24 protein-coding genes and 1 pseudogene are annotated in these 21,372 nt (G+C 64.9%); 13 read left to right on the top strand and 12 right to left on the bottom strand.

Going from position 1 to position 21,372, the window contains the following annotated elements; genetic code table 11:
• Positions 1-125: 125 nt before the first annotated feature.
• Positions 126-962 (top strand): annotated as a pseudogene (locus ACSEEN_RS20010) (tyrosine-type recombinase/integrase); the annotation flags it as partial.
• Positions 959-1,342 carry a hypothetical protein gene (locus tag ACSEEN_RS20015; protein WP_006898142.1) on the top strand — a complete coding sequence of 128 codons (384 nt, stop codon included), beginning with the start codon at positions 959-961 and terminating at the stop codon, positions 1,340-1,342. The pseudogene ACSEEN_RS20010 and the gene ACSEEN_RS20015, both read left to right, overlap by 4 nt.
• A gap of 119 nt (positions 1,343-1,461) precedes the next feature.
• Here the strand turns inward: ACSEEN_RS20015 and ACSEEN_RS20020 are convergent, their stop codons facing one another.
• From ACSEEN_RS20020 to ACSEEN_RS20030, 3 genes are all read right to left on the bottom strand, one after another.
• Positions 1,462-1,623 (bottom strand): hypothetical protein, encoded by a 162-nt coding sequence (locus tag ACSEEN_RS20020; protein WP_156150509.1) that lies wholly within the window; start codon positions 1,621-1,623, stop codon positions 1,462-1,464.
• On the bottom strand, positions 1,624-2,019 hold the full coding sequence (locus tag ACSEEN_RS20025) for a hypothetical protein (RefSeq protein WP_006898143.1): 396 nt from the start codon (positions 2,017-2,019) through the stop codon (positions 1,624-1,626). It abuts the gene before it with no gap.
• A 62-nt stretch (positions 2,020-2,081) separates the two neighbouring features.
• On the bottom strand, positions 2,082-4,046 hold the full coding sequence (locus ACSEEN_RS20030) for a heavy metal translocating P-type ATPase (protein WP_039868140.1): 1,965 nt from the start codon (positions 4,044-4,046) through the stop codon (positions 2,082-2,084).
• A gap of 96 nt (positions 4,047-4,142) precedes the next feature.
• Here ACSEEN_RS20030 and ACSEEN_RS20035 point away from each other — a divergent pair, with 96 nt between their 5' ends.
• The 3 genes from ACSEEN_RS20035 to ACSEEN_RS20045 all read left to right on the top strand — a co-directional run bounded on the left by ACSEEN_RS20035 (position 4,143) and on the right by ACSEEN_RS20045 (position 5,651).
• A complete protein-coding gene (locus ACSEEN_RS20035; protein ID WP_440714123.1) occupies positions 4,143-4,541 on the top strand; it encodes an ArsR/SmtB family transcription factor in 399 nt (132 codons plus the stop codon).
• A 114-nt stretch (positions 4,542-4,655) separates the two neighbouring features.
• Positions 4,656-4,895, top strand: a complete 240-nt coding sequence (locus tag ACSEEN_RS20040) for a heavy-metal-associated domain-containing protein (protein WP_006898147.1) — start codon at positions 4,656-4,658, stop codon at positions 4,893-4,895.
• A gap of 171 nt (positions 4,896-5,066) precedes the next feature.
• Positions 5,067-5,651 carry a YdhK family protein gene (locus ACSEEN_RS20045; RefSeq protein ID WP_006898148.1) on the top strand — a complete coding sequence of 195 codons (585 nt, stop codon included), beginning with the start codon at positions 5,067-5,069 and terminating at the stop codon, positions 5,649-5,651.
• Between the two features lie 26 nt (positions 5,652-5,677).
• Here the strand turns inward: ACSEEN_RS20045 and ACSEEN_RS20050 are convergent, their stop codons facing one another.
• Positions 5,678-6,022 (bottom strand): hypothetical protein, encoded by a 345-nt coding sequence (locus ACSEEN_RS20050; protein WP_006898149.1) that lies wholly within the window; start codon positions 6,020-6,022, stop codon positions 5,678-5,680.
• 69 nt (positions 6,023-6,091) lie between these two features.
• On the opposite strand from ACSEEN_RS20050, the gene ACSEEN_RS20055 reads away from it, so the two are divergent.
• From ACSEEN_RS20055 to ACSEEN_RS20065, 3 genes are all read left to right on the top strand, one after another.
• Positions 6,092-7,987, top strand: coding sequence for a heavy metal translocating P-type ATPase (locus tag ACSEEN_RS20055; RefSeq protein WP_006898150.1), 1,896 nt, complete (start codon positions 6,092-6,094; stop codon positions 7,985-7,987).
• 153 nt (positions 7,988-8,140) lie between these two features.
• The gene (locus ACSEEN_RS20060; RefSeq protein WP_287001281.1) at positions 8,141-8,755 is read left to right on the top strand and encodes a TlpA family protein disulfide reductase; all 615 of its coding nucleotides are present in this window, start codon (positions 8,141-8,143) and stop codon (positions 8,753-8,755) included.
• Positions 8,752-9,561, top strand: coding sequence for a cytochrome c biogenesis CcdA family protein (locus tag ACSEEN_RS20065; RefSeq protein ID WP_045540370.1), 810 nt, complete (start codon positions 8,752-8,754; stop codon positions 9,559-9,561). Before ACSEEN_RS20060 ends, ACSEEN_RS20065 begins: the two co-directional genes overlap by 4 nt.
• 110 nt (positions 9,562-9,671) lie before the next feature.
• Here the strand turns inward: ACSEEN_RS20065 and ACSEEN_RS20070 are convergent, their stop codons facing one another.
• The 8 genes from ACSEEN_RS20070 to ACSEEN_RS20105 all read right to left on the bottom strand — a co-directional run bounded on the left by ACSEEN_RS20070 (position 9,672) and on the right by ACSEEN_RS20105 (position 17,316).
• Complete coding sequence (locus ACSEEN_RS20070; protein WP_006898153.1) at positions 9,672-10,610, bottom strand: M56 family metallopeptidase; 939 nt, start codon at positions 10,608-10,610, stop codon at positions 9,672-9,674.
• Between the two features lie 4 nt (positions 10,611-10,614).
• Positions 10,615-10,968, bottom strand: a complete 354-nt coding sequence (locus tag ACSEEN_RS20075; protein WP_440714124.1) for a BlaI/MecI/CopY family transcriptional regulator — start codon at positions 10,966-10,968, stop codon at positions 10,615-10,617.
• Between the two features lie 49 nt (positions 10,969-11,017).
• Positions 11,018-11,446, bottom strand: coding sequence for a hypothetical protein (locus ACSEEN_RS20080; protein ID WP_006898155.1), 429 nt, complete (start codon positions 11,444-11,446; stop codon positions 11,018-11,020).
• Between the two features lie 366 nt (positions 11,447-11,812).
• Entirely contained in the window at positions 11,813-12,736 is a 924-nt protein-coding gene (locus tag ACSEEN_RS20085; protein WP_006898157.1) for a M23 family metallopeptidase, read from the bottom strand.
• 303 nt (positions 12,737-13,039) lie between these two features.
• Positions 13,040-14,254, bottom strand: a complete 1,215-nt coding sequence (locus ACSEEN_RS20090; RefSeq protein WP_006898158.1) for a L,D-transpeptidase — start codon at positions 14,252-14,254, stop codon at positions 13,040-13,042.
• Positions 14,255-14,396: 142 nt separating this feature from the next.
• Entirely contained in the window at positions 14,397-15,884 is a 1,488-nt protein-coding gene (locus tag ACSEEN_RS20095) for a multicopper oxidase family protein (RefSeq protein WP_006898159.1), read from the bottom strand.
• A 257-nt stretch (positions 15,885-16,141) separates the two neighbouring features.
• Positions 16,142-16,393: an SHOCT domain-containing protein gene (locus ACSEEN_RS20100; RefSeq protein ID WP_440714125.1), complete on the bottom strand. Its 252-nt coding sequence runs from the start codon at positions 16,391-16,393 to the stop codon at positions 16,142-16,144.
• Positions 16,394-16,674: 281 nt separating this feature from the next.
• Entirely contained in the window at positions 16,675-17,316 is a 642-nt protein-coding gene (locus tag ACSEEN_RS20105) for a class I SAM-dependent methyltransferase (RefSeq protein ID WP_414735754.1), read from the bottom strand.
• Between the two features lie 291 nt (positions 17,317-17,607).
• Here ACSEEN_RS20105 and ACSEEN_RS20110 point away from each other — a divergent pair, with 291 nt between their 5' ends.
• From ACSEEN_RS20110 to ACSEEN_RS20130, 5 genes are all read left to right on the top strand, one after another.
• Positions 17,608-17,916, top strand: a complete 309-nt coding sequence (locus ACSEEN_RS20110; RefSeq protein WP_440714126.1) for a hypothetical protein — start codon at positions 17,608-17,610, stop codon at positions 17,914-17,916.
• Between the two features lie 61 nt (positions 17,917-17,977).
• On the top strand, positions 17,978-18,340 hold the full coding sequence (locus ACSEEN_RS20115) for a hypothetical protein (protein WP_440714127.1): 363 nt from the start codon (positions 17,978-17,980) through the stop codon (positions 18,338-18,340).
• A 47-nt stretch (positions 18,341-18,387) separates the two neighbouring features.
• Complete coding sequence (locus ACSEEN_RS20120; RefSeq protein WP_440714128.1) at positions 18,388-19,269, top strand: hypothetical protein; 882 nt, start codon at positions 18,388-18,390, stop codon at positions 19,267-19,269.
• A 10-nt stretch (positions 19,270-19,279) separates the two neighbouring features.
• Positions 19,280-20,296, top strand: a complete 1,017-nt coding sequence (locus ACSEEN_RS20125; RefSeq protein ID WP_440714129.1) for an ImmA/IrrE family metallo-endopeptidase — start codon at positions 19,280-19,282, stop codon at positions 20,294-20,296.
• A gap of 118 nt (positions 20,297-20,414) precedes the next feature.
• Positions 20,415-20,816, top strand: coding sequence for a translation initiation factor IF-2 N-terminal domain-containing protein (locus ACSEEN_RS20130; RefSeq protein WP_440714130.1), 402 nt, complete (start codon positions 20,415-20,417; stop codon positions 20,814-20,816).
• Positions 20,817-21,372 lie beyond the last annotated feature (556 nt).

The following is a 21,372-nucleotide window of genomic DNA, read 5'->3' on the forward strand; positions in this document are numbered from 1 at the left end:
TCGGCGCCGTGCTCGCGCCACAGGCGCTCAGCACGGGCCTGGACGGCGGGATCGATCTTCTTGGGCATGATTGTCATCCTTCCTGATGGGACTCAGAAAGGAGCGGCATCAAACCTGGGGTGATTCAACAACAGTACAACCGAGACCACTACCCGGACCTGACCCCGAAGTACCTGTTTCTCGGGGTCCGGCACCAATTTCAGGGGCAACGCCCCCGCCCGTATGCCTCCTACCGATCCGCACTGGCCAAACTCGACCGAGTCCACGGACTCACCGACAGCGCCGGAAACCCTCTGAGGTTCACCCAAACCCACCGGCTCCGGCACACCCGGGCGACCGAGCTCCTCAATGACGGCGTCCCCATCCACGTCGTGCAGCGCTACCTCGGACACGCCTCACCCGAGATGACCCTGCGATACGCGGCCACCCTCGCAGCCACTGCGGAAGCGGAGTTCCTCAAGCACAAGAAGATCGGCGCCCACGGCGCCGACCTGGGCATCAGCCCCACCGACGTCTACGACATGACCCAACTGTCCCAACGCACCGACCGCGTCCTCCCGAACGGCGTCTGTCTGCTGCCGCCCTTGCAGACCTGCGACAAAGGCAACGCCTGCCTGACCTGCGGTCACTTCGCCACCGACCGCACACACCTCGACGAACTCGCCGACCAGCGCACCCGTACCGAGTCGCTTCTCCAGGTGCGGCGCCGCCAATACCACGAGCGCACGGGTCGGCAACTTTCCGACGAGAATGTCTGGGTCCACGAACGTCTCCGCGAGATCGCCTCGCTCGATGCCATCATCGCCCGACTCGCTGCCGAAGAGGACCAGGCATCGGCCGATCGCGATTCTGCGGTGGCCGGGGCCGGCACCTCCGATCGGCGACCGCTGCTGCAGATCCAGACTCGAGGGCTGCACGAGATCGCACTAGGGAAAGCTGAGAACCGAGGTGATGGGGTATGACGCCACCGACTGATCAGGCGATCGCCGCGCTCAACGCCCACGCACAGCAGCGCTCCGCCGACGTCCGGACTCGGATTGAGAAGGCCCTCACCGCCATGCGGAGATCGGGGGCCACAATCAACATCAACGCCGTCGCTGTACGTGCCGGCGTCACCCGCAAGACGATTTACAACCATCCGGACCTGCGGGAGAAGATCCGCGCCCACACCACCATCGCCCCGCCACCCGAGGCTGCAGCCACCGACAGCTCCATCGTGTCGGCGCTTCGCGCTCAGTTAACGGCCAACGATGCCGAACTCCGTCGCCTCCGCGCAGAACTTCGCGCCAAGGACGTGCTGATCGCCAAACTCTACGGCCGGCTAGACACGGCGGACGAGTGACGACAGACCGCCGACGATTCTCGGGTAACCGGCGCACGTCCCGTCCCACGGTTCGAGAACGTCATTGCGCACATCGCGCCCAACCGTAGGGCCATCGGCTGATTCGTCTGTTCGCCAGCCTAGTCAGCAGGATCGAGGAGGTCGTCAATGACGGCATCCAGTCGTCGCCGAATGTGCTGTGGCGGTCCCACCACGGAGTCGACGAGGATCTCGGCCTGAGCAACGGCATTGATTCGACTGCCGATCCGCCAGGAGGCCGCAAACGCGGCGTCAGTGTCCACCTAGCCACCCACCAGAGTTACGGCGGCCGCGATGAGCGTGCCTCGGAAGCGGCCGGGATCGTCGGCGATGACCTGTGCCGGTGCTCGATCATCCAGGCGCGGATTGCGTCCTTGGAACCAGGCTTGGATCAACGATGGGGTAGCGCCGAGCTGGTGTTGCAGGGCCGCCACGCTGTAGGCCACCTTCAAACGGGCTCGGACGTGGTCCGGGACTGCGGCCGCGTGTGTGATGTAGTCGCTGACCGCAGCGGTGCTGGGCGCGCCGGCCAGATACGCAACCAAACGCGCACCGAGCAGCGTGCGCAGTTGGTCGACCAGTGTCGCGTCGTCGAGGGCGTCCAGATGCACTGTCACACGATCGTGGACGGCGGCAACCGAGGGCCGGACCGATTCCATGGATGTCATCGTCGCACACACAAGCCGCCTGATTCGCCGCCGTTTTTCGGAGGCTCCGCTGATCAGTGCCCAATCATTCGTGGCCACGCAGAACGCCGGAGCAGTCGCAGACCATTGAGCCCGACGATGATGGTGGACCCTTCGTGGCCGGCGACACCGAGTGGCAGAGGCAGCGTGCCGAGCAGGTCCCAGAGCACCAGTACCGCAATGAACGTCGCCGCGATGATGAGGTTGGCGACGACGACACGGTGCGCCCGCCGAGCAAAAGCGAGGACCGAGGGCACTGCGGTCAGATCATCACGGACGACGACGACATCGGCAGCCTGCAACGCCAGATCAGAACCGGCGCCGCCCATCGCGATCCCAACCTCGGCCGCAGCGAGCGCGGGCGCGTCGTTGACCCCGTCGCCGACCATAGCGACAGTGCGACCGCCAGCGTGCAGGGCGGCAATGGCGTCCGTTTTGCCCTCCGGGAGCAATTCAGCATGGATGTCAACGATGCCCACGTCGGCCGCGACGCGTTCCGCGGCTTTTGCGTTGTCACCGGTCAACAGGACGGTACTCACTCCATCGCCAGTCAGAGCGACCACGCTGGCGGCCGCGTCGACGCGTTGCGAGTCGCCCAGAGCCAACACTGCGATAGCCGCCCCGTTGTCGACGACGATGACCGCGGTGTCGCCTCGCGTTTCGGCGGCAGCAACGAGTTCGGCGACCTCGACCGCCGCGGGGGTGTCCGAGGTGTGTGGAGACACGACCGCGATCTGGTGCCCGCCAACAACGCCGGTCACACCGCTCCCCGGCTGCGCGGCAAAGCCTTCCACCGGCGGGACCGATAGCCCTCGCTCATGGGCAGCTGAGACGATGGCCGCCGCCAGTGGGTGTTCACTGAGTGACTCGACGGCTGCGGCGACGCTGAGGACCGTGTCGATGCCGTGGCCGAGGTCGAGGCCCTGCCCGGTGAGGTCGACGGTGGCCAGGACAGGACGGCCGGAGGTGATTGTGCCCGTCTTGTCGAATGCGACAGTGTCGATCGTCGACAGATTTTCCATGACCACCGCTGATTTGATAAGGACGCCGCGGCGACCTGCGTTGGCGATGGCGGCCAGCAACGGCGGCATGGTCGCCAAGACCACCGCGCACGGCGACGCAACGATCATGAACGTCATCGCTCGCAGCAAAGACGGCTGCAGTTCGGCACCGAACGCGAGCGGAATCGCGAACACCAGGAGCGTGCAGGCCACCATGCCGATCGAATACCGCTGTTCGACCTTGTCGATGAACAGCTGTGCTCGCGCCTTCGTCTGCGACGCTTCGGCGACCATCGCCGCAATACGCGCGACGACCGAGTCGGCGGCAGGCCGGTCAGCGCGGATTGTCAGTGCGCCGGTGCCGTTGACCGTACCGGCGAAGACCTCGTCGTCGACCCGCTTGATCACCGGTAGCGGCTCCCCAGTAATGGTGGCCTGATCGACTTCACTGGCACCGTCGATGACGGTGCCGTCGGCGGCGATACGCTCACCGGGGCGGACCCGGATCACGTCGCCAACGACCAACCCCGCGGCGTCAACGATCTGCTCGTGCCCGCCGGCGCCAAGGACCGTGGCCCGACTCGGCGCAAGGTCGAGCAGTCCGCGCACCGAATCCTCGGTGCGAGCCGTCGCCCAGGCCTCCAAGGCGCCGGAAGTCGCGAAGATGACGATCAACAGGGCACCGTCGGTGACCTGCCCGATCGCGGCAGCACCGATCGCGGCCACAACCATCAGCAGGTCGACGTCGAGAGTCTTCTCGCGCAACGCCTGCAGACCGGACAGCGCCGACTCCCACCCACCGACGACATAGCAGGCCAGATATAGCGTCCACCACACTGCCGGCGCCGTGCCGCCGAGCTGCGCGGCCAGCCCGGCCACGAACAACACCAATGCGGCCACTGCCCATCGGACCTCGGCAAGGTCCCATGGACGGGTCCGCGCCCCGGCATAGCCACGCCTCGCGGCACCCCTGCTTTGGTCGACCTGTGTCGTCGCCATGTCCATCCCGGGTCACTCTCTCTGGTTCGAATCAATCACCAAATCAGAATATATGAACACCTCTTCATGTGAGTAGTGCGAAGTATGATGTTGATCATGGGACACCGGATCGGCAGTGGCGGCGAGACAACGACCTCACTCGACGCGGCGACCGCCGACCGCGTCGCCACCACCCTGCAGGCTTTGGCGACTCCGAGCAGGCTGCGGATCTTATCCGAGCTTCAAGGCGGAGCCATGGCTGTGGGAGAACTTGCGGCGGCCGTGCAGATGGAGCCGTCCGCGGTCTCGCACCAACTACGACTGTTACGGAACCTGGGCCTGGTCACGGGGGTACGCAACGGCCGCAGCATTGTGTACAGCCTCTATGACACCCACGTCGCTCAACTGCTTGACGAGGCCGTTTATCATAGCGAACACCTCCGTCTCGGTCTCACTGATCAGTACACCGCCGAGACGCCCGAACGGTCACATGCAGACGTAGTCAACCGCAACTGACCGAGTCGCCCCACACCTGGCAGCTCTCGCCAGGTCGCCTGACCTGCGATGCGCGGCGGCACTCTTGCATCACGGCCGGCGGCAGGTATATCGTCATCGGAACATCATACCCCCATGGGGTATCAACTGGAGAGGTGGGAAGACATGTCGTCGAGCGAGTATCAGGTAACAGGCATGACGTGCGGGCATTGCGAGGCCTCGGTGCGCGAGGAAGTCGCAGCCGTAGAGGGTGTTCAGGACGCTCAGGTGAGCGCGCAGACCGGCAGGCTCGTGGTCACCGCCGTCGGCCTCGTCGACGAGGCCGCGGTGGTCGACGCAGTCACAGCGGCCGGCTATTCGGCAGTGCGGATTTGATGGACGCCAGCTCGCGTCCTGCTGTCGGCGTGACGTTCGCGGGTTAACGCACTTTTACACCTTCAGCCCTGTGCGGCCGCCGAGCAAAGCGCAATCGGCCGACAACGGAGAAAACGGCGATGCACCACACCGGTGCGTCGTTCGGTGAGATCAGAGTGGATAGGAGACCACATGCGCAAGCCTCTCATGACGGCCGTCTCGGCCGGAATACTCGTCGGAGTACTGGTTCTGGCCGGTTGCAGTGCCGGCGAAAGCCAGGACCACCAAGGCCATGACAGTGGCAGCATGGCCAGCAGTGCCGGAGCAATGAGCGATTCGCCGATGGACCACCCGATGGACGGCGGACCGGCACCTGCCGGCATCAAGGCGGTCTCAGCACCCAAGTTTCCGATCGGCAGCCAGGTCATGCTGACCGCAGACCACATGGCGGGCATGGACGGTGCGCGGGCCACAATCGTCGGCGCCTTCGACACCTACACCTACTCGGTGAACTTCACCCCGACCACCGGCGGCCAGCCGGTCAAGGATCACAAGTGGGTAGTCCAACAGGAGATCAAAAACGCAGGAGATCGACGTCTGGCCGATGGCACCGAAGTCACCCTCGAGGCCGATCACATGACGGGCATGAAGGGGGCGAAGGCAACAATCGCCAGCTCCACCGACCAGACCGTCTACATGGTCGATTACGAGGCGGACGGCATGAAGATGACCAACCATAAGTGGGTCGTCGAGAGCGAAATTCAACCGACGTCTTGAGCCGGGGGTGGTGACGACTTCAACAGTCACCAACCCAGCTGGGGAATGACGATGAGGAAGGCAGCAGGATGACTGACCCCCACGCGCACCACCACCACCGAGACGTCGGCGGCGCCCCCATACACGGCGTCGACCGCCATGACGCGGCAGTGCCTGAGAGCCACAATGCTGTCGCAGACCCACCGCACAGCGGGCACAACGAACACGGCGAGCACGGTCGAGATCACAACGACCACGCCGACCATCACGGAGAGCATGGCACCCCCAGCGGGCGTAGCGGGCACCTGGACCACGACAGTGGACACGGAGACCACAGTGGGCACCGGGACCACCACGGTGCGCACGGGGGGCATGGTGGGCACGGTGACCACGTCGGGGAGTTTCGCCGACTGTTCTGGATCAACCTCATCATCGCGGTTCCGGTAATCGCCTTCTCGCCGATGTTCGCGATGTTGGTCGGCTACTCGGTCCCCGGCTGGGCCGAATGGATCGCGCCCGCGCTCGGCACCGTGATGTACCTCTGGGGCGGCTGGCCGTTCCTGGCCGGCGCTCTGAGCGAGCTGCGGACGCGGAAACCCGGGATGATGCTTCTGATCGCACTGGCGATCACGGTGGCGTTCTTCGCGTCCTGGGCGGCGACGCTGGGACTTGTCAGTCATCAACTGGAGTTCTGGTGGGAATTGGCGCTGCTGATCGTCATCATGCTGCTGGGCCACTGGATCGAGATGCGGTCGCTGGCCCAGACCACCTCGGCCCTGGACTCCCTGGCCGCGCTTCTGCCCGACCAAGCAGAACGTGTCCGAGACGGGCAAATCGAGGCCGTGGCCCCCGCCGATCTGGAGGTCGGCGACACCGTCGTCATTCGCCCCGGCGGGGGCATCCCAGCCGACGGCCGGATCGTCGAGGGGCGTGCGGCGATGGACGAATCGATGGTCACCGGTGAGTCCCAGACGGTCACCCGCAGTGTTGGCGACACCGTGACCGCGGGGACGGTCGCTTCCGATTCAGGACTACGAATCGTGATCACGGCCACCGGCGACGAGACGACTCTCGCCGGGATCCAACGGCTTGTCACCGATGCTCAGAACTCGTCGTCTCGTGCTCAACGACTCGCCGACACCGCGGCCGGATGGCTGTTCTGGTTTGCCCTCGGAGCCGCGGCGATCACCGCGATTGTGTGGACGGCGATCGGCTTGCCCGATGATGCGGTGGTTCGCACGATCACCGTCTTGGTGATCGCGTGCCCGCACGCTCTGGGCCTAGCGATTCCGCTCGTCGTCTCGATTGCGACCGAGCGTGCGGCCCGGGGCGGCGTACTCGTCAAAGACCGACTTGCGTTGGAGAGCATGCGGACGGTCGACAGCGTCCTATTCGACAAGACCGGCACGCTCACCCGGGGCGAACCCACTGTCACGGATGTCTTTGCCGTCGACGACGTCGACGAGGATCAGTTGCTGGCGTTGGCGGCGGCCGCTGAGTCCGACAGCGAGCATCCCCTCGCACGCGCGATCGTCGGCGCCGCCGATCGCCACAGCCTCAGAGTCCCGACCAGCAGCGATTTCTCCTCATCGCCCGCAGTGGGGGTCACCGCGACGATCGAGGGAACGACAGTGCGGGTCGGGGGCCCGCACCTGCTCGCCGAAGAACACCTCAACGAACTGCCTGTCGCTGATCGCTGGCGTGCGGACGGGGCGATCATCTTGCATGTCATTCAAGACCGGCGGCTGATCGGCGCATTGAAACTCGCCGACGAGATCCGCCGCGAGTCACGCGAGGCTGTCGATGCGCTCCATGCGCAGGGCGTCGAGGTCGTGATGATCACCGGTGACGCTGAAGCTGTCGCGAATGCCGTTGCTCATGAACTCGGCATCGACCGTGTCTTCGCCGGTGTCCGTCCCGAAGACAAGGCCGCCAAGGTGCAGGAACTGCAGACCGAAGGTCGCAGGGTGGCGATGGTCGGAGACGGGGTGAACGATGCTCCCGCGCTCGCCCAGGCCGACATCGGTCTGGCGATCGGCGCAGGTACTGATGTCGCTATCGCCTCGGCCGGTGTCATCCTGGCCAGCGACGATCCCCGCTCCGTGCTCTCGGTGATCGAACTGTCGCGAGCGGCGTACCGCAAGATGAAACAGAACCTGTGGTGGGCGGCCGGTTACAATCTGATCTCCGTCCCGCTCGCGGCCGGAGTGCTTGCACCCATCGGATTTGTCATGCCGATGTCGGTGGGCGCGATCCTCATGTCGTTGTCGACCATCGTCGTGGCCCTGAACGCACAACTGCTGCGCAGACTCGACCTGCATCCAGGATCAACGACGCGCGCAGTCTTGGACCGCTAGCCGGGTTAGTCCGCCGCCGGCCACCGTCAGCACCCGGGCATCGATCACTCTCACCATTTACTAAGCAAGTTAGTACTACTCTCCTTAGTAGATGGAGGTGGTTGTGTGGCACCCGGACACATTTCCGAGGACAGGTACCGGATCGACGAGAGGATGCCGGACTGCGCGCGTGGCCGTCGGCGACGCGCGCAGGCGCTCGTCGGCGCGATGCTCATCGGTGCCACGGTGCTGACCGCGTGCGGTACCGGCACTGATGCCGTGTCTGCGGTGCGCGCCAATCAGTTCGTCTCCCCTGACGGTCAGACGGTCATCGACTACGCGCCCGCCATGCGGCGTGCGATCGGCGCGGTCGAGGGTGAGGACTTGTTCGACCGGGGAACTGTCCGGCTCGCCGATTACCGCGGTGACGTTGTTGTGGTGAACGTGTGGGCTTCGTGGTGCCCACCGTGCCGTACCGAGTTTCAGGCACTGGAGAACGTCTACCGCGACACCCGCGCCCGTGGGGTGCAGTTCGTGGGGATCAACTTTCGTGATTCGCGCTCGACCGCACAGGATTTCACCACCGACCGCAAGGTGCCCTATCGGTCGATCTTCGACTACGGCGGCGCCACCCTTGCCGCACTCGGAGTCCCCGTGGGTGTTGTCCCGACCACTCTGATCCTCGACCGCCAGCACCGCCCAGCGAAGCTGTTCCTTCGAGCGATCACCGAGGCCGAATTGCGTGCTGCCGTTGTGACGGTGGCCGAGGAGAAGGCGGCGCCGCAGTGAATCAGTGGTTTCTGGCGGATCTGGGAACGACGTTCGCGGCCACGGTCACCAGTGGTCCGCTGCTGCTGGGCCTGGGTGTCGCGGCGCTGGTCGGGATCATCTCTTTCGCCTCGCCGTGCGTGGTGCCTCTGGTGCCGGGCTACCTGTCGTATCTGGCGGGGCTGGTCGGTGCCGAAGCTCCCGCCGTCCAGGTCGGTGAGGGCCCCAAGTCCGGCCGGTGGCGGGTGGTTGCCGCGGCAGGGCTGTTCGTCCTGGGCTTCACGCTCGTCTACGTCCTGGCCACGGTGGCGCTGTTCGGTGTGACCTCGGTCTTCCTCGATCAGGCCCGCCTGGCAGTGATGCAACGCGTCGGCGGGGTCGTGACCATCGTGATGGGCTTGGTATTCGTCGGCGTGGTTCCGTTCTTCCGGCGAGAACGCCGCATGACGCCTCACCGCCGCACCGGTATGGTCGGCGCGCCGCTGCTGGGGGCCGTGTTCGCCATCGGGTGGATACCGTGCAGCAGTGCCACCCTCGGTGCCGTCATCGGGCTAGCGATCAGCACGAACGGCGACGCGCCGTTCCGCGGCGCGCTGATGGTCGTCGCGTACTGCTTCGGCCTCGGTGTCCCGTTCGTGGTCCTGGCGTTCTCATCGGCATGGGCCGTCCGCAGCCTTGGCTTCCTCCGCCGCCACGCCCGCACCATTCAGATCGTCGGGGGCGTCCTGCTGGTCGGTGTCGGCGTGATGTTGGTGACGGGCTTGTGGAATGTGTTCGTGGACTGGGTCCGAATGGCGCTGATCAACGACGTCGTCCTGCCCGTGTGACCGGGCGCCCAACGAGCCTGGCCCCGGCCTGACGGTGCGCGTCGGCGTGCGGACTCTCGATCACGATCGATGCGACGGGCCGGGCGAGCACCGGCCGGTTCCCAGGAGGGTCAGGCGGGGCAGGCAGCCAGGAAGACGGTGGCCAGACCGGCGAGGAATAGCAGAATGGGGAACATCGCGGCCGCTGTCGGGGCAGCGTAGGACGAACTACGCGACGGTCGCGTGCCGGGAGCGGCGGAACGGCCCAATCGATGCAACCGCAGATCGACGCAGTCACGAGCGATCCCCAGAGCGCCCGCCGGCGCGGTCGGGTGAACGTGCGTGATCGCGCGGACGACGGCAGCGTCGCCGTGCTCATGCGCGGCGTGTGCGTCGGCGTCGAACTCGACCAGGGCGCGCACGATGGGACTCGCCTGCCGAGTCAGTGGTAGCCAGGGCACCGCGTGCGAGAGACAGTCGGCGACGCGGACGAACAGATGATGGTGACCATGGACGTGCGCCTGTTCGTGAGCCATCACCGCCGACAACGCCGCCGGGTCCAGTCGCTGCCGCAGCCCTTCGCTGGCCACGATCAGGCCCTCGGTCCGTCCGGGCGTGCTGTAGGCCATGGGTGTGCTCGTCGGCAGCCACAGTGGCGACCGGGCGCCCGTCGGGTTCAGCAACCGCGCGAGCAGTGCGTGGTGCGCCCCGATCTCGAGGTCACGGCGACGGGCGGTCCGCCAGAACGCCGCAGCCCGCCACCCGGACACGGCCAGGACGAGGGCGAACACGCCTGGCCCGGCGACCAACTCGAGGGTGCGGCTGACCGCACTGTCGAGTCCGTTCAGGCAGGTCTGCAACACCCCACCCACGACGCTCGCGTGGCCGGGAATGGCGACGATGGCCACCGAGCTCGCAGCGGCGACGAACACGCCAGCGGTCAGCGCCGCCCACACCCGCAGCAGGGTCCTGGCCGTGAGTCGATCACGCGCGATCAGGACGTCGAGGACCCGGTCACCGATCAGAGCCGCAGCCAGCGCACTCACGCCCAACAGTGCTGCCGTGACCACCGCGTCAGTCCCGTTCCCGCAGGCCCTGAGCGATTGCTGCGCTTTCCTGGTCGGAGGCGTGCCGCACGAAATGCAGCAGCGCCACAGACGGGTCGCCGGCGTCGGCCAGCACCGCACGCAAGGCATCGCTGACGGTCTGCTCACGCGACTTGAGCGAGTGATACCAGTACGCCCGGCCGCGCCGGTCGCGTCCCAGCCACCCCTTCTGGTACAGGTTGTCCATCACCGTCATCACCGTCGTGTACGCGGGTTCGCGCTCCGCGTCCAGCCCTTCGAGCACGTCGCGGACACGTTTGTCCGCGTCATCGCGCCAGAAGACCTCCATGATGCGTGCCTCCAGCTCGCCCAGACCGTGCATCGCACACCTTTCCCTCACGCCACTGCACTGACTGCGGCAAACCGCGCAGTCAGGCCGCGACCGCGCATCGCCGTTCGCCCTGCAGCCGTCGCTGCAGGGCCCAACCCAACAATGCCACGGACACCACAGCCAGGATCGGCTGCAACGGCGCCCAGACGGTCAATGCTCCACTGACACCGACGACCGCGACCACCACCTTGTTGCACACCGGGCATCCGACAGCCAACGCCGAACCGACCGTCGCCCAGAGTTTCTTCTCCATCCGCGGCGCCGTCCGGGCTTGAATGTAGGTGGCCGCGATCAGGCCGCCCAACACCGCGGTCGCCAGCCAAATCGGGTAGTTCCACCACAGGGTCGGCGTCATGCGTGAATACCACGGCGTGTCGATCAGTCCGGACGGAATACCGACGGCCAATCCGATCGCGATGGCCGTGACTGCTGCCACCACCCAGCGCACCAGGGACCACTCACGCAGCATGGCCACTCCTTCTTGTCTTGGTCAGCATCTGTGTCTCGGCCCGTCGAGTCGAGTCGGTCTCGTCCGCCGGGTCGGCAGTCGTCGAATCACGGCGAACGTGCGCGGTGAATACCAGTCGCCGCAGCAGCGCTCGCGCGGCGAGCGCCACGATCGCCGCTACTATTGCCGCCCACACCCAATGCCAGGTCGGCGGCCAGCCGAGGCGGTGCGCATGCGGGCGCCCTCGCAAGTCAACGGTCTCGGCATAGACCAAGATCATTGCACCGCTGAGGACTGCTGCGAGAACGCCGACCGCCACGGCGAGTCGATGACTGACCCTTGTTCGCGTCACTGCCAACCCCTCCATCTACTAAGCAACATAGTAGGTCAGTGTCGGCGGTCGCGCACCTGCCCCCGAGCCAGCACCGACACGTCCGGAGGCGTCGCAGTCGGCGGCGGCGATGCCTCGGTGGCGATGGTGACGCCGCGGGCCTGCAGCCACGGCAGCGGATCGATCGCCGTCCCGGCGGGGTCGGCGACCTCGAAGTGCACGTGCGGCCCGCTCGACACCCCGCGGCTGCCGACAGTGCCGATCTGCTGACTCATACGCACACGGTCGCCGACGTTGACCGAATTCTGATCGTTGTGACCGTAGGTCGTGACAGCACCGTCCGCGTGACGGATACGGATCCACAGGCCGAACCCCTCCGCAGGCCCTGAGTTGATGACCTCGCCGTCCTCGACCGCCAGGATGGGCGCTCCCAGGCGGTTGCCGATGTCGATGCCCTGATGACCGCGACCGTCACCGAACGTGGAGGTCAGGACACCGCCGGGGGTGGGGGTGGCCGCAGTCTGCCCGGGAGCGGGGCGGGCGCCGTCCGGGGCGAGGTGATCGGAGGATCCCCCGTGCGAAATCGACGGGTCGTGCGGCGCGACCGCGGCAGCGAGTGTCGCCAGTAGGCGCCCCACAGGGACCGCGTCGAGGATCAATGGCGCCTGCCCACCGAAGGCAGTCCCGGCGGCCGCGAAGCACCCCAGAGCTCCGACCCGATCGCCTGCGGCGGGGTCGGTCTCGGCAGAGACGGTCAGACATGAGGTCACGGTGGCCATCGGGGCCAGCAGCTTCACCAGTCCGTCAGGTCCGGCCACGGCCCGCACGCTGTCTTTAACGATGGCCGCCAGCTCGACCACGACGTGACCGTCAACACCGTTGGCGGTCTCAGCCACGGCGGGCGCTGGACTCAGCGTCCCCGCCGCAACCGCCGCGGCCAGACCAAGAGCGACAGGGGCGGTGCCCACCCAGTGCCGCACCCGAGGTGCGAGCGTTGCCGATGATGGCGAGGAGGTGAGTCCGACGAGGGGATCTCTAGTCATGGACGCCACTATGACACTTGCGCACCACTGGCACCACCAGCACCAAACCGGACATTCGACGGAATGGGCAATGCGTGTGCGGGCCGCCTTCAATCGCAGAACATGGAGGTCAGCGCGGTCGACAGGTCGATGTCAGCGCGGGCTGCAACGCCGTCGATGTCGACCCAATGATCTACTAAGCGCCTTAGTAGATCGTTGCGGGAGTGAGATCTATTCGTGATCGTCTCGCAGGAGTTCTGATCAGGCCAGCGCACTGCCTGCTCGCCATTGCTCCCAGGGCACGCCCCAGTCGCCGTTCTGCCAGAGCTCCAGCGGCGCCCCGCCGGTGTTGCGGACCTCGACGACGTCGCCCGGGATCGAGAACTGGTAGAACCAACGGGCGTTGGCGCCGTTGAGGTTGAGGCAGCCATGCGAGAGATTCGTGTTTCCTTGCGCCCAGACGGTCTCGTCCAGTTGATGCAGATAGACACCGTCGGTGCTGATCCTCGTGGCGTAGGCGATGGTTTGCTTGTAGCCGAGCCTGGAGTTGATCGGCAGACCGTAGGTGGACGAGTCCATGACGACCGGATTCGCCTTATCCAGCACCGTATAGATGCCACGCTGAGTCCAGAAGCTGATCTCGGTGCCCCCGATGACCTCAGTGCCACCCATCCCCATCGAGGTCGGCATCGTGCGGACGAGGTTGCCGTTCTCGTACACCTTGACCTGCTTGGTGCGATCGTCGGCGATCGCTACGTGCGAGTCACCGATCGTGAAAGTCGCCTCGGCATCTTCTTGACCGTAGAGGCCGCCGCCGAGGTCGGCGCCGTAGATCCGCGCCTCAACGGTGACCTCGGTGCCAGGACGGTAGTACTCGCGCGGCCGCCAGTGAGCGTTCTGGTCGTCGAGCCAGTACCAGGAGCCCTCGACTCCGGGCGTGGTGCGGACCGACAGTCGCCGCTCGGCTGCGGCGCGGTCACCAATCGGCTCGTCGAAGTGAGCAACGATGACGATTCCGACGCCGTAGGTCCCTCCGGTCGACAGTGGCGTGCCGCCGGTCGTCTGCAGGGTGACGCCGGCCTGATTGTCGGGGGTGAGCGTGGTGAACGACCCGGTGCGCGAGGCGCGCTGTCCGCCGCCGCGAGCCGTGGCGGTCACGGTGTACGTCCGGCCATAACCGAGCGGTTCACCGACCTTCCAGGAGGAGCGGTCCGGTGTCATGATGCCGACGACAGGCCGCCCCCCATCGTTGACGAGCGTCACGTTCTCCAGGGTGCCGCCGCGCACAGTGGCCACGACCGGGGCAAGGGGATCGACTCCGCTCGCCCCGTCGTCGGGGGTGAGCTCGATCGACGGCGCGGCCGACGCAACCGACGGATCGGCCACCAGATCCCGGGATGGCTGCGAACACCCTGCGATGATCAGGACGGCAGCAAGAAGGAAGGCGGCAGTACCGCCTCTAGGGAATTTGACCATGGGATACGACCTCTCGTGTGCACAGAACGCGACCGCGAGGGGCGAAACCACCCCATCTACTAAGCAGCTTAGTAGATGGGGTGATCGAGGTGTCTCAGTCGGCCCGCGATGTACCGGTCTAGGTGCCGCAGGGCTGGTGCGTCTACGCGTATCGGAGAGTGGTCATCATGCCCGTCTCCATGTGATAGATGTTGTGGCAGTGCAGAGCCCAGGCGCCGGGGTTGTCGGCGTCGAGGTCGACGTTGACGCGGCCCATCGGACGGATCAGCACCGTATCCTTGCGCAAACCCGATCGGTCGGGCAGCGACCAGGTGTGGCCGTGGATGTGCATCGGATGCACCATCATCGTCGAGTTCGTGATCTGCATTCGCAGCCGCTGGCCGGGCCGGACAGTCAGCGGTGTGTCCTGGCCGTACTTCTTGCCGTTGATCCCCCAGGCAAACGGCGACATCTGCCCGTTCAAAGTGACTTTGAGTGTGGTGTCGGGATCGCGGTCGGGCAATCGTGCCGATTCCGCCGCGGCCAGGTCATCGGCGCCAAGAAGTACTGGACCCTCGAGTTCGCGCGGGCGGATGGTGCTCGGCGGGGCCTGTCCCGAAGCTGTCCGCAGGAGCGCCAAGGCTTGGCCACTCTTGCCTTCGGCCGCCGCGACAAGCGGGAACACGCCATCTCCGGCGGTGATGGTCACGTCGTAGCGCTCACCCATCGCGACGTACAGGGCTCCGGTCTGCTTGTCGTTGACCCGATGTCCGTCACTGTGCGTCACCGTCATCGTGTGGTCGGCGAGTGCGACCTTGAAGACCGTGTCCGATGCCGCGTTGATCAGTCGCACCCGGACTCGTTGACCCGGTCGGCAGCGGAACTCGGTCGGCGCCTCCGGAACCCTGCCGTTGATGAGATAGTGCGGGTAGGCGACGTCTCCGGCGTCACCCAGCGACGAATTGCCGTGGTTCATTCCCGGCATCGACGAGTGATCCATCCCGCCCATGCCCGACTTCAACGGTCCGGAATCGGCCTGAAAGTCGGCCAGAATCTGATCGGGGCTCTTCCCGACCCCGTCCGTCCAGTCGTCGAGGACGACGATCCATTCCGCGTCGTAGTCGCCCGCATCGGCCGGATCATCGATGATGATCGGCGCGTACAGACCTCGATCGAGCTGTGCCCCGACGTGGGGGTGGAAGAAGTGCGTCCCAGCATCGGGGGCCGTGAAGGCGTACACGAACCGGTTTCCGGGTGCGATCGCCTGCTGCGTGACGTCTGGGACTCCGTCGGCTTCGTTGCGAAGTCGGATGCCGTGCCAGTGAACGGTCGTCGGCGCAGGAAGTTGGTTGTCGACGTTGACTCGCAGGAAGTCGCCCGCAGTGGCGCGAACCACTCGCCCGGGAACCTCGTCGCCGTAGGCCCAGGTGTTCGCGATAATGCCCGCACCGAGGTCGACAGCCACCGGTCGGGCCGTCAAAGACGCCTCCACCACCTTCTGCCCCGGCTTCGGCGACGCCTGCAACGGTGGTCCCGGCAACGGCGACGACTCAGGGCGTTGAGGGCGGTCCGGGCTGCACGCGCCGAGTACCCCGACCCCCAGCGCCGCCAACCCTCCGATGAGCACCGATCGCCTCGAAACCTCAACCATCCTGATCAGCCTTTCTGGTCCGCACTGAATCCGCGAGCATGTATCGCGGACGTCCACTCCCAGAGTCGTCTCCGACGCGCCGGGTAGCAACCCTCGCGGACGATCTTGAGGAAACCTTGAACCGATGCTGACGATACGAATGTGGCCCCTCACCGTCGCCAGCATTGGAACACGCACAACGGCATGTCCTGGCTCACTGTTCAACGGGAACTATCACCAGCCCCACAGGCCTGACCACTGCGCCGACTGGTCGGCTCTCACCAGTTTGGAGGCCCCTGGGGGTCGTCGCGAATCAGCCGAACCATCCGCGTGTAGTCCTCGTCCGAAATCTCCCCGCACGCCAAACGCTGGCCGAGGACAGACTCGGGGTCCAGCTTTGAAGAGGCGCGTATCGACGAACGGATCGCCAGAGTGATTCCGACGGCGATCAACGCCCAGACTGCGATCAGTACGAGCAGCATCCAACCGTGCCCGAAACTGCCCATGTGGCCGCCGTTAGAGAACATCATCGCTACACCTCATTCACCGTCGATCCAACAGTACGCCCGCCGACCGTGGCAGACCGAGTCTCGCCTGCACCGACCGGGGCACAGGCCGACAACTTCAGGCATTCGGTCGTCACGGCCCAAGATGCCTTCCCCACGTCACACCGCCCTGGACTGAACAGCATTGATGCTGTTGTCCGCCACGAGTTTCCTTCAGCGACGTCGCCTACCCGAAGCTGCGGGGCGAGCCGGACCGCACAGTGAGGCGGTCAGGCGCACCCAGGCAGCGGAGCCATCGAAAACCGCTACCGGACACCCGACTTGCGTGCGACGAGTAACCAGTAGGGAAAGTCGACACTGCCGGCGCGGATCCGCTCCTCGACATGCAGGCCGGCTCGCTGGAGTTCGTCGACAATCGCATCGAACTCCCGGACATGAAACCCGTACTGCGTGAACGGCATCGCTCGCAAAGCATCCGGATCTGCGATGCCGAGAACGGCGCAGCCGTTGCCAGCGAGAATCCGATTGAGCTCACTGAATGCGGCGAACACATCATCGATGAAGTAGATCGTATTTGTGCTGATCAACGCGTCAATCGAAGCGTCCGGAACAGGTAATGCCTCCATCGGCGCGGCAGTCAGTGACAGTCTCCGCGTTTGGACCTCGCGACGGAAGCGTCTCTGTGCGCCGTCGATCATCGTTGTGGAGATCTCGAATCCGTGCACCATGCCCGATTGCCCTACACGATCAAGCAACAACCCTAATCCGACACCACCACCGAACCCGACATCGGCGACTACTTGACCCGCCCGGATTCCAGCAGCCTCCACCGCGGCAGCGATAGGTTCACGATTGCGTCGATTCACTACCCGGCCAACGATTCGACCGCGAATCCCGGCAGGTCGCCCAAGTTGCCGAGAAATACTCACCAATACCTGCTCGCCCACATGCATACCTCGATTGCAGCATCCCAGACCCGGCAACCGCATCAGGGAACTCCCGGAGAGTTCGCCCGGGTGTGACATCGGGAACGACTTACCGGATGAATCACGGAACCAATCCTCTGCTGGCCCCCGACTGCCAATCTCAAACGACTCCACGCCGGTCCTCGACGCCCACGTAAGCCCTATCGACGGGTACACCCGACTGGAGGGGTGTCACCCACAATCTAAACCGTCATGTGATTCACAGTCAGATACACCGTAACCAAGTTACAGATAAACTCATCGGGAACTGCTGTGGCAGCAGAGACCGAAACGGGCCAGTTCACCAACGCTGGCTGGATTCGCGGGGCTCGCTCGCCGATCGTGGCGAATAGTTGCGCTCCAGCCATCACCGCGGCGCGACTGACCGGCGAGAAACTCGCCGCCGCCGAGGCCTCGTTGGAGGACCTGCGAGCCATGCGGGACACCTGCTTCGCCGACATACAGATTGCCAAAGACACCGCCCAGAAGTCCGCCGACGCCGAACGGTCCTCCGCGATCAAACTGGCAGGACCGCGAGGTCGGTTGTCCGTCTACGAAACGGCGTCGTCAGGCAAGGACTGAACCACGCGCTCCAGCAAGTATGGGTCGATTCCTTGTCGGCGCCGACTTGTACCATCGCAATATGCCGGGAACAGACGCCAAGTTCGCTGACGTGTATCAGGTCACCAAAGCAGCTCTCGTAAACCCGAGTCGCCTCGGCAAGGCTACTCGACCACTCGTCTGCATGGCCGAACGCCGCGACGATACGGTGTGGACCGGGCTGCCCCGCGTGACGTCCGGAACGAGGGACAGCGACGCTCGCGACAGCGCGCCCATGCCGGAGCTCGGCCTCGAGAAGCACGGGTGGTGGACAGCTCGATACGTGCATCCGGTGCTCAAGGAGAAGACTGGTATTCCGCGAGTGTGTGACTACCTGGGGAAACTGCCCAAGGACCAGCTTCCCGACGCAAGAGAGGTCTTCAGGAATCGTCTTTACGACTGCTGACCTGTACTCTGGCGATTCTTTGCTCGCACATACTAAAGGAGGATCTTGTGGCTGGCGACCGCCCAGTCGGCGTGCCCGCATCTGCGCATCAGCTGTGGGACGACGGCGTGAACGCCGACTCAGCGAGACCCGGCGACCTATGGATCCTGTCCTGGGATGACGAGGTCCTGGGCGTCGCGCTCATCGCTGCCGCCCGAGACGACTTCGCCCTGGCATGGCCGGTCACGCTGCCCGGAGAGGCATCGTTCGCCCCTGGACTCGTCATCGAGAACTCCCCGCTGGGCATCCCGGTCACGTTGTGGCCGACCCGCGAGACCGGAATCGGCCTCCATCTCCTCGATCGGAGCCTCGGCCGGCTCCTCGACGCCAATGCGATCCGCCCTCTTGCCTTCGCCCTCGAAGACGGCGAGGAGCCCGCATTCCCCGCAGCGCCAGGATCAGCTTGGGACGAGGACAATCGCGCCGCCGACCGAGCTCTCGTTGAGCACTGGTCGGGGCTCTGCTTCCACCTGGCCGGAGGCGAGAATGAGATGCGCCTCGACTCTGAGAAGGTCCTAGCCGCAGGGGGCTCGTCGAAATCTACGGCAAAGCTGCTGGGCCTGCCTCCGCAGCAACTGCGTCCAATCTGGGTAGGCGACGCGGAGATTGACCACGAGCAGCTTGTCGCTCTCGCCGAGGACCTGGGCGTCGACGAGGTCACACTGCTCCAACCGGATCCGCTGGCTGGAGTCGTAAGCCGTCTCGCGGCGCCACGCTTCAAGCGGGCCATCAAGGCAAGGATGGCCGCGACCAGATTGAACGAAGCCGCGGTGCGCGGTGCTGCTCGCTCCGAATACACGCTCGCGGCGCGCGATGACGCGAATACCGCTGACGCGATTGACCGCAAGCTGCGCGACGCGATCGCACGAGCGGGCCGGGACCAGCCTTGATCTGCCGCCGATGATCGATTGGGAAGCATGCGCATCGGTCACCCGCGCAGAAGAAGTGGCCAGAGCGCTTCTCCAGACTTGCTCCGAGTTCGACCTCAACGCTCTCCGGACTGACCCGGTGGAGACGCTCGCCGAATCCGATCAGCTCGACTTGGTATTCGAGGACGATTTGCCCGCGGACCAGTGTGGAGGCGGCTACTACCGTCTGCAACCGCCGACGATCCACCTGCACGTCGCAATGGGTCGGCGAAACAACTTCACGGTGCTCCACGAGCTGGGCCACCACCTTCAGCTACAGCATGCGGACTGGGCATACGTGCTGATGGACCTGCCGACCGAGCAGCGGCGTTGTGTCGAGGAGGCGGTGTCGAACCAAGTCGCCGTCCAGGTGCTGATGCCACTGACCGACGACGATCACGATGAAGTCGCCCTGCACCCCGCGGACTTCATGGCTGGATACTACGGTCGCGTCAACGCCAGCCGTTCCGCGACCCTGCAGCGCGCCAAGGACATGTTGCGAAGCAGATCGTCGCGATGGCTGCTCGCGGTCGCCGACATCGAGGGCGAAGTGATCACCTCGGACACTACCTACGAAGACGCACCACCACCAAAGGGGCTCCGGCAGGAGGGCTTTCGCCGAGTGGCGTCCGAAGCGTGGGAGCGACCGGTGCGAGGGGCATTCACCGAAGGCGTCGAGTACATGACGGGCGGTGTCCTTGATGACATGCACCTCGAAGCCGCGATGGACTTCTCCGCGCAGTATGTCTTCGTCGCGTTGCGGCCAACCGCCATCAACAGACTGGGGACGATGACCTACCCAGATCACGAGTGCTTCGACGAGTCCTGTGGCGAGGTCTTCCAGCCTTTGCAGTCAGAGGGGCGATGCGACAAGTGTGCGAGTTTCCGATGTCCCGCATGCGAAAATTGTTCCTGCGCGGCAGTTGCCAGATCAACAACCACGTGCGATAAGTGTTGGATGGCGTATTCCAAGGCGGAGATGCAGTCCGGCATCCACGAGTGCTGGTGAATAGATTCTTTGGCGACTCCGGCAACCAAGCCCGCTCCCATTCCATCGAGTTGATCGAATTCTCGATAGCTACCTAGTGGCATACTGGAATTCAACGGACTTAGGCGGAGGCGGCGGAGTGCGTCGAAACAGATTGCGCGTCCACCAGATCGCCAAGGACATGGACGTGACGTCCGCAAAGGTGTTGGCATACTTGAAGTCCCAAGGCGAGGCGGTCAAGTCACCATCATCGGCTGTAAAGCCATCCACTGCGCGACGCTTACGCGAAAGCCCGCCCAACTGGGCAGATGTCCAGACTAAGAGGTCTCTTCTTCACACCGTTGCACCGACGATCACACTACGGCCCCGGTCTCCGGACGGGAACCCGAAAGAACGGGTACCGAATCCCTCAGAGCTTGAAATCCAGGTCACTGATTCAGCTTCCCTGCCAGAGTCATCGCGAATAGCCACAGGCGATCCGGACGACACCGAGGCCAAGTATGCACGCAACCTACGTAGTCCGACACCGGCACCCGAATGAGAACTGGTCATCTATACTCGCCAGATCCAAAGGAGAGGCGAGATCGAGTGGTGCCTACAGGATACCCTTCACCGAATGCTATGAGACTCGTGATAGATACTCCCGAATGCGGGAAAAGGTTATTGAGATAATCGAGACGCATGAGATGACGATATCGTAGATGCGATCAGCTCTGTCGGCTGTTCGTGGCCTTCCGAGCATCTTGCCCGTCGTTACCACCGCTCCGTACTGGGAATGGCGATCCGTTCTAAGACGGCCGGCGACAGAGTCTTGAAGCGGGGGCTCCAGTACCGCGAGATCGAACAGGCTCCGGCTCGAATAGCGGCGAGATCGGCGCCCCATCAGTGGAGCCGGGGTAGCTGCTGCTGCACCCTACCGTGTCGACGGCAGCGGTCGTAACCACCGCACTGCGGAAAGGACACGCCTACCTGTCGACGACGCGTGAATACTGACCCCCAGACGACGGGTGAAAGTTGACCCCCCTCGTCATTCTGGAGGGATGATTTCAGTGGAAGACTGGGCCGAGATCCGTCGGCTGCACAAGGCGGAGGGGTTG

The organism is Gordonia marina (assembly GCF_052036135.1).
Classification (GTDB): Bacteria; Actinomycetota; Actinomycetes; order Mycobacteriales; family Mycobacteriaceae; genus Gordonia.